Source organism: Mesorhizobium sp. M7A.T.Ca.US.000.02.2.1 (assembly GCF_003996995.1).
In the GTDB taxonomy this organism is placed as follows: domain Bacteria; phylum Pseudomonadota; class Alphaproteobacteria; order Rhizobiales; family Rhizobiaceae; genus Mesorhizobium.
In genome coordinates this window covers 1-7,230 of sequence record NZ_RZTT01000314.1, presented here as the reverse complement: position 1 = coordinate 7,230, position 7,230 = coordinate 1, and the positions used below count along the sequence as shown (strand labels likewise).

The window sequence follows — 7,230 nt, the reverse complement described above, 5'->3', positions numbered from 1 at the left end:
ACCCACGCCGGCAAACAGTTCCACGTCCCCAACCGGGAAGGCGAGGAGCCGCGCTGGACCGCCGCAGAGCTGACTGACGCCATAGGCGAAATCGAGGACCGTAGGCTGTTCATGTACGACAGCTTCGGGGCCACCGACTGGGACGTGATCAAGTCCACGATCCGATACCTGGCCCACTCCGAAGGGGTCCGGCTGTTCTACCTCGACCACCTCACGGCGCTTGCCGCCGCTGCGGACGAGGAGGAGCGGATCGCCCTCGAAAACATCATGGCCGAGATGGGGTCCCTCGTTCAGGAACTCAACATCACGATCCACATGATTTCACACCTCGCCACCCCGGACGGCACCCCCCACGAAGAAGGCGGTCGCGTCATGATCCGACACTTCAAGGGCTCCCGCTCTATCGGCTTTTGGTGCGTGACCATGCTCGGTCTCGAACGCCACCAGCAGCACGACGACAAGGCGCTTCGCTGCGTCACAACCGTCCGAGTTCTCAAGCACCGGCCCGTAGGGGCAGCGACGGGGGAGACCATCTTCTACCGTTACGACGGTGTGAGTGGCCGCCTCCTCGAACTCGATCACAACCCATTCGAGGAAGAAAATGACACCGAAGACTTCTCGGGAGAAACCGACCTCCCCTTCTGAACTGATGGAGGCCCAAAGGCTCACCATCGGTGACCTCGTTATGTCCCGCCGCCTCGCCGCCAAGGGCCACGTCAACGCCCAAATGGCGCTGGCGAACATGCGTCAGAACCGCGACCAGCGGGCCGTCAAAATCAGATCCACTTTCCAACTCATCCAAGGAGGCAAGGCATGAACTACGCCCTGCTCGAAGACGCCATCCGCCGCCTCTGGAAAGCGGAAGACGACCTGAACGCAGTCAAAGGCCAGCTTCGGCAGGCCCGAGGCGAACGCGAACAAGCCATGCAGGAGGCTAGCCAAGCAAGGCAGGCCCACGACGCCATGGAGAGAATGCTGAACGCCCACCTCCTCGGGGCGCGACCATCCGCCTGATCTTCGACATCGAGACAGACGGCTTTCTGGACAAGCTAACTACCGTCCACTCACTGGTTCTGAAGGACGCCGATACCGGCCAAGTTTGGAGCCTCAAACAGGAAGACACCGGAGCCTGCCAGAACGTCGCAGACGGCGTTCAGATGCTCATGAAGGCCGACGAGCTGATCGGCCACAACATCATCAAGTTCGACATTCCTGCGCTCCAAAAGGTCTACCCGTGGTTCAAGCCGGTGGGTGTCATGATCGACACCTTGGTCCTGTCCCGGATGATCTGGCCGGAGCTGAAGGAGACCGATCCCAAGCTCATCAAGCGCGGCAAGCTGCCTCCGGGTCTCCGGGGGCGGTACAGCCTCGAAGCCTTCGGTTACCGCCTCGGCAACTGGAAGGGCGACTACTCGAAGATGATGGAGGAAAAGGGGCTCGATCCGTGGGCCTCTTGGAACCCGGAAATGCAGGAGTATTGCGAGCAGGACGTGGTGGTCAACGCCGACCTCTACGACAAGCTCTGGACTGCGTGGAAGGACCTCAAGACCGACGAGAAGCTCCGCGCCCCATTCTCCGACAGGTCCGTCCTGCTGGAAATGAACGTGGCCCGCATCATCGCCCGACAGGAGCGGTGGGGCTTCGCCTTCGACACCAAGAAGGCCGAGAAGCTCTACGTCAAGCTGGTCGCCGAACGTGACAAGCTCGAACGGAGCCTGAAGGCAACCTTCGGGTCATGGCTGGCCTCCAACGGGCAAGTCACGCCGACCAAGGATCGGTCCGTCCAGCAGAAGGACTTCCCGCCCATTGGGTGGGTCAAGACCAGAGGCGGCCAGTCGCTCAAGATCGGCAAGGATGGACAGCCCATCCCGATCTACCCCAAGGCCCACTACGAGGCCGGCGCTCCGTACACCAAGATCAAGACCGTCGAGTTCAACCCCGGCAGTCGGCAGCATATCGCCGAGCGTCTGAAGGTTCTCTACGGCTGGCGGCCCATGGAGTTCACCGACAGCGGTGAGCCCAAGGTGGACGAAACGGTCCTATCGCAGCTCCCATGGCCGGAAGCGAGGCTCCTTACGGAGTACCTGACGGTCGCCAAGCGCATCGGTCAGATCGCTGAAGGCAAGCAGGCGTGGCTCAAGAAAGAGGTGAACGGGCGCATCTTCGGCGGCGTCATCACCCTCGGTGCGGTCACGCGCCGGATGACCCACTCGAACCCCAACATCGCACAGGTGCCGAAGGTCAAGTCCGACGACGACGGCAACGTCCTGTGGGGCTACATCGGCGGCTACGGCGCAGACTGCCGTGAGCTGTTCACGTCCACCGCCGGCTTCGTGCTGGTCGGCTGTGACGCTGACGCCTTGGAGCTTCGTTGTCTGGCCGGCTACATGGCCCGCTACGACGGCGGCGCGTACATCGACACCATCCTGAAGGGCAAGAAGTCCGAAGGGACGGACATGCACACCGTCAACGCGAGGGCGCTCGGGCTGGACCCGATGAAAGCCTATACCGTTGAAGGCAAGACGGTCTCGGGTCGAGAGATAGCCAAGGTCTGGTTCTACGCCTTCATCTACGGCGCAGGCGACTACAAGCTGGGCACGATCCTCGGGGTCCTGGGTTCCGAGAAGAAGATCAGGGACGCAGGGACGGCATCGAAAGCCGCCTTCATGCGCAACCTCCCGGCGCTCGGCAAGCTAGTCGAGCAGGTCAAGAAACGCGCCTCCAAGCGCAAGTTCTTGTTCGCCCTAGACGGCGGCAAGCTGAAGGTCCGCAAGGCCCACGCGGCGCTCAACACGCTGCTTCAGTCTGCCGGCGCAATCATCATGAAAGTGGCTCTCGTCATCCTCGACGCCGACCTCCAAGCCGCTGGTTTGGTGCCCGGTGTGGACTACGAGTTCTGCGCCAACGTCCACGACGAATGGCAGATCGACACGCTCCCGCAGCACGTCGAGACCGTCAAGCGTCTGGCCGAAGACAGCATCAGAAAGGCAGGAGACGACCTTGAGTTCAAGTGCCCCCTCGCGGGCAACGCCGACGCGGGGAGCAACTGGAAAGAAACGCACTGAAACACGACGAAACAAAGGAGCAGGATATGTCTACGTCATCACTAACCCGGCTTGGCCTGGCTATTGCAAAGTTGGCCGCACGACTGGTCTCGCCGAGAGACTTCGGACCTACCAAACGGCCTCGCCGCTGCGAGACTTCCGGCTCCATTATCATCGTTGGTTCGCCGATGCTTGCCTTGCCGAGCGCACGTTACGGCGGACCTTCAGTGCTGCTTCCGGCGGCGCAAAAGGGGAGTGGTATCGCATCCACCCCGACGACGCCGCCAGCCTCATCGACAAAACCCACAAGCGCCTTCGACGCGGAGGACTGGAGCGAGAACCTGAAGGCGACCTACGGGATCGCCCTCGCCCAAGACTTTGACGACGACAACTAGGAGACAGCAGATAACAACCCTACTCGTGGATGGCGACCTGTTCGCCTACCAGATGGCATGTGGAGTGGAGAAGCCCCTAGAATTTGACGGGACATTCATCCTCTCGGCTGACGCCGACGAAGGCAAAGCCAACCTCGACGCGATGTTCGACCACTTCAAGGAGACGCTCGATGCCGACCGCATCATCGTCTGTCTGTCGGACACCGAGAACTTCCGCAAGACGGTCCTGCCGACCTACAAGAGCAACCGCGACGGCATCCGCCGGCCAATGATCCTCGGTGCCCTTAAGGCGCACATTGAGGAGAATTACGAGACCTTCACGCGGCCCACGCTGGAGGCCGACGACGTTCTCGGCATCCTGCTGACGAACCCCAAGGTGGTCACTGGCGAGAAGATCGTCATCACCGAAGACAAGGACCTTCGCTCTGTTCCGGGGCTCCATTGGAACCCCAAGAAGGACACCGATCCGGTCCTCGTCAGCGTCGAGCAGGCTGACCGGGAGTTCTACGCACAGACCCTCTCGGGGGACATGGTGGACGGCTACGGAGGCTGTCCCAACATCGGCTACGTCCGGTCACGAGAAATCGTGGACGAGCGCCGGCTGCTGGTCCGCACCGAGGAGGAAATCAAGCGGGGCAAGAACGCCGGCAAGACGCGGGTCCAGTGGTTGGCGCAAGCCGGTCACGACGACCTGTGGGCTTGCATCGTCTCCCACTACGAGAAGGCCGGTCTCACCAAGGCCGACGCCCTCTCCGCAGCGCGGGTCGCCCGCATCCTCCGCACCGAAGACTACAACTACAAAACGAAGGAACCCATTCTCTGGACACCGAGCAAATGATCATCGGCCTCTACTCCCCGGCCCCGCAGTCGGGAAAGAGTGAGGTGGCCCGTGAGCTGGTGAGATACGGCTTTGTCCGCAAGGGCTTTGCCGACGCACTCAAGGCAATGATCCGGCCCCTCTTGGCGACCTTTGGGTACGCCGAGGGCGTCATCGAGCGAATGCTTTACGGCGACAAGAAGGAAGCTGTGATCCCCGAGACGGGGCACTCGACGCGATCCCTAATGCAGACCTTGGGGACCGAGTGGGGCCGTCAGGTCGTCCACCGGGACCTTTGGGTACGCGCTGTTCTCAACGACCGCCGGCCTGACATGCTCGTCATTGACGACGTGCGGTTCCCCAGCGAGTACGACGCGATCCGAGACGAGGGCGGCCAAGTCTGGAAGGTCCTACGTCCCGGCCAACAGCCGACCAACGGGCACCCTTCGGAGGGCCTCTTGGATGACCGCGAGTTTGACGAAGTAATTGTCAATGACGGCTCGCTGTCCGCGCTCGGCGAGAAGGTCAGAAACGCCCTTACGGGTCCCTTCTGAATACCACTCCCTTCAGGAACAATTCATGAGCCAAGAACAGCAAGTTCCGCCAATCCCCGCAGACGTGATCGACTGGCTGGACCGCCTGTATCCCGAGAAGTGCGCCGACCCAAAGGACGCCGACCGGGAGATTTGGATGAAATCTGGAGAGCGGCGGCTGGTCCGTCGCCTCCGGCTCGAACTCCAACGACAGGAAAACACCGTTTATGTGCGTAGCACCTGATTCACCAAAGGTGGCGAACATCGTCACCAAGCCTTCCGAAGCGCCTGAAAAGGCTCCCGATCCCGTGCCGATCAACACCAACGCCGACGACAAGAAGCGCAAGGGCCGTTCGTCCCTCCGCATCGACCTCGCCTCTGGCGGTCCTGCCTCTGGGGTTAACGTCTAACCTCGCATGGCCGGCGCGGCAGCATCGCGCTATGGCACTCTTGAGAGCCAGCGCAAGGCGTATCTGGACCGGGCACGGGTCTGTGCCAAGCTCACCATCCCGACGCTCCTCCCCGATGAGGGAGCCAACGGTTCCACCAGTTTCACCACGCCAGAACAGAGCCTCGGGGCTCGTGGTATCAACAACGTAGCGGCCAAGATGCTGCTCGCCCTTTTCCCGCCGAATGCCCCCTTCTTCAAGATGGAAGTGGACGACATGACGGCGGCCGAAATCTCGGGCCAAGAAGGTGCCAAGGACGAGGTTGATAAAGCCTTCGGCCAGTTCGTTCGCCGCGTCATGACCGACGTGGAGGGACGTGCCCTTCGCTCCGACCTTTACGAAGCCCTGCGGCTCCTCGTGGTTAGCGGAAATGTCCTCGTCTACATCACCGAGGAAGGCCGCTGCCGCGTCTACCGTATGGACAAGTACGTGGTCAAAAGGGACCCAGCAGGGAACCTACTGGAAGTCGTGATCAAAGAGAGCATCGCGCTCGCTGCGATCCCTGAAGACGTGAAGAAGGAAATCCCGACCCAAGCCCTGCCGCCGGCAGCGCCGCTTGAGAACGGGGTCCAGACCGCACCGTCCGAGAAGCCATTCTTCCTGTTCACCCACGTCGTGCTGAACGACGAAGGCCAGTATCAGGTCTATCAGGAAGTCGAAGGCGTTGTCATACCCGGCTCTGAAGGCACGTACCTCCGCGAGGAGCTACCCTTCCTGGCCCTTCGGTACAACAAAGTCGACGGCGAGGATTACGGACGCGGCCTAGTCGAGGAATATTTGGGGGACCTCCTCCACCTCGAAAGCCTGTCCAAGTCGATCCGCGAGTTCGTCGCTATCTCGTCCCGCGTGATCCCGATGGTGAACCCGAACGGTTCTACGTCGGTTCGCGATCTGATGAACGCTGCCAATGGTGAGCCTATCGCAGGCAATGCCGAGGACATCACGTTCCTCCAGATCGAGCGGTACAACGACTTCCGCGTAGCCAAGGAAATGATCACCACGCTCGAACAGCGCATGGCGTTCGCCTTCCTGCTCAACACCGCAATTCAGCGACCGGGTGAGCGCGTCACGGCGGAGGAAATCCGCTACATGGCCCGCGAACTTGAAGACACCCTCGGCGGTACCTACTCCGTCCAAGCGGTCGACCTTCAGCTCCCTCTCGCTACTGTCCTGATCAAATGTCTGGAACGCCGTGGCTCCCTCCCGGAGCTGCCACACGGGATCGTCTTCCCGAAGGTGGTCACCGGTATGGACGCACTTGGCCGAGGCAATGACCTCTCCAACCTCATCCAGTTCAAGGCGATCATTCAGGAAACCCCAGCAGTCCAGACCATCAAGTGGGACGGCTTTGCTCAACGTGTGGCGAACAGCCTGAACGTCGAGACCGCCGGCCTGATCATGACGGCTGAAGAAAGCCAAGCCGCGCAGCAGCAAGCCATGATGCAGCAGCTCGTGGACAAGCTCGGCCCCAACGCTGTGAACCAGCTTGGTGGCATGGCCCAAAAGTCAATGGAGACACCGACAGCATGACCAAAATCAACACCGGAAATCGCAGCAAGACCGAGGACGAAAAGGCCCTCGCCGACCTGAAAGAGAACATCGCCCACGATCAGGAAATCGTCGTTGAAGGCGATGCAACCTACATCGTCACGAAGTCCGCTTTCGGCGTGACCGTCAAGACGCGGATCGCGTAATGGGTGGCGCTGTCGAACTGAACATCACCTCGGAGCCGACCGGTCCCGAGGCCCCCGTCCAGACCGACCGTCCGGCCCACATTCCCGAAAAGTTTTGGGACGCCGATACCAAGTCGGTCCGCACGGAAGCTCTCCTCCAGTCGTATGGCGAATTGGAGAAGAAGGTCGGAGCCCCGAAGGAAGAAGTCCAGACACCTCCGGCCCCCGAAGCCGCGGTAGAGCAGACCGAAGCCGAGGTCGAGGAAGACGCCGATCAGAAGGCCGCTAAGGCCGCCGCCGACGCCGCTGGCATTGGCAT

9 protein-coding genes and 1 pseudogene are annotated in these 7,230 nt (G+C 61.3%); all 10 read left to right on the top strand.

Annotation, left to right across the window (positions count from 1 at the left end):
* Window positions 1-645: pseudogene (locus EOD15_RS24630) on the top strand (DnaB-like helicase C-terminal domain-containing protein); the annotation flags it as partial.
* Between the two features lie 168 nt (window positions 646-813).
* Entirely contained in the window at window positions 814-1,014 is a 201-nt protein-coding gene (locus EOD15_RS24620) for a hypothetical protein (protein ID WP_127408924.1), read from the top strand.
* A gap of 143 nt (window positions 1,015-1,157) precedes the next feature.
* Window positions 1,158-3,065, top strand: coding sequence for a DNA polymerase (locus EOD15_RS24615; RefSeq protein ID WP_206618635.1), 1,908 nt, complete (start codon window positions 1,158-1,160; stop codon window positions 3,063-3,065).
* A gap of 399 nt (window positions 3,066-3,464) precedes the next feature.
* A complete protein-coding gene (locus tag EOD15_RS24605) occupies window positions 3,465-4,277 on the top strand; it encodes an exonuclease (protein ID WP_127408921.1) in 813 nt (270 codons plus the stop codon).
* Entirely contained in the window at window positions 4,274-4,810 is a 537-nt protein-coding gene (locus EOD15_RS24600) for a hypothetical protein (RefSeq protein ID WP_127408920.1), read from the top strand. The genes EOD15_RS24605 and EOD15_RS24600 overlap by 4 nt, the downstream gene beginning before the upstream one ends.
* 25 nt (window positions 4,811-4,835) lie before the next feature.
* Window positions 4,836-5,033 carry a hypothetical protein gene (locus EOD15_RS24595; protein ID WP_127408919.1) on the top strand — a complete coding sequence of 66 codons (198 nt, stop codon included), beginning with the start codon at window positions 4,836-4,838 and terminating at the stop codon, window positions 5,031-5,033.
* On the top strand, window positions 5,017-5,199 hold the full coding sequence (locus EOD15_RS24590; protein ID WP_127408918.1) for a hypothetical protein: 183 nt from the start codon (window positions 5,017-5,019) through the stop codon (window positions 5,197-5,199). The genes EOD15_RS24595 and EOD15_RS24590 overlap by 17 nt, the downstream gene beginning before the upstream one ends.
* Window positions 5,200-5,205: 6 nt before the next feature.
* On the top strand, window positions 5,206-6,768 hold the full coding sequence (locus EOD15_RS24585; RefSeq protein WP_127408917.1) for a portal protein: 1,563 nt from the start codon (window positions 5,206-5,208) through the stop codon (window positions 6,766-6,768).
* The gene (locus EOD15_RS35945; protein WP_164893179.1) at window positions 6,765-6,932 is read left to right on the top strand and encodes a hypothetical protein; all 168 of its coding nucleotides are present in this window, start codon (window positions 6,765-6,767) and stop codon (window positions 6,930-6,932) included. Before EOD15_RS24585 ends, EOD15_RS35945 begins: the two co-directional genes overlap by 4 nt.
* Window positions 6,932-7,230: hypothetical protein (locus tag EOD15_RS24580; protein WP_210212204.1), on the top strand; the 299-nt coding region annotated here is incomplete at its 3' end. The genes EOD15_RS35945 and EOD15_RS24580, both read left to right, overlap by 1 nt.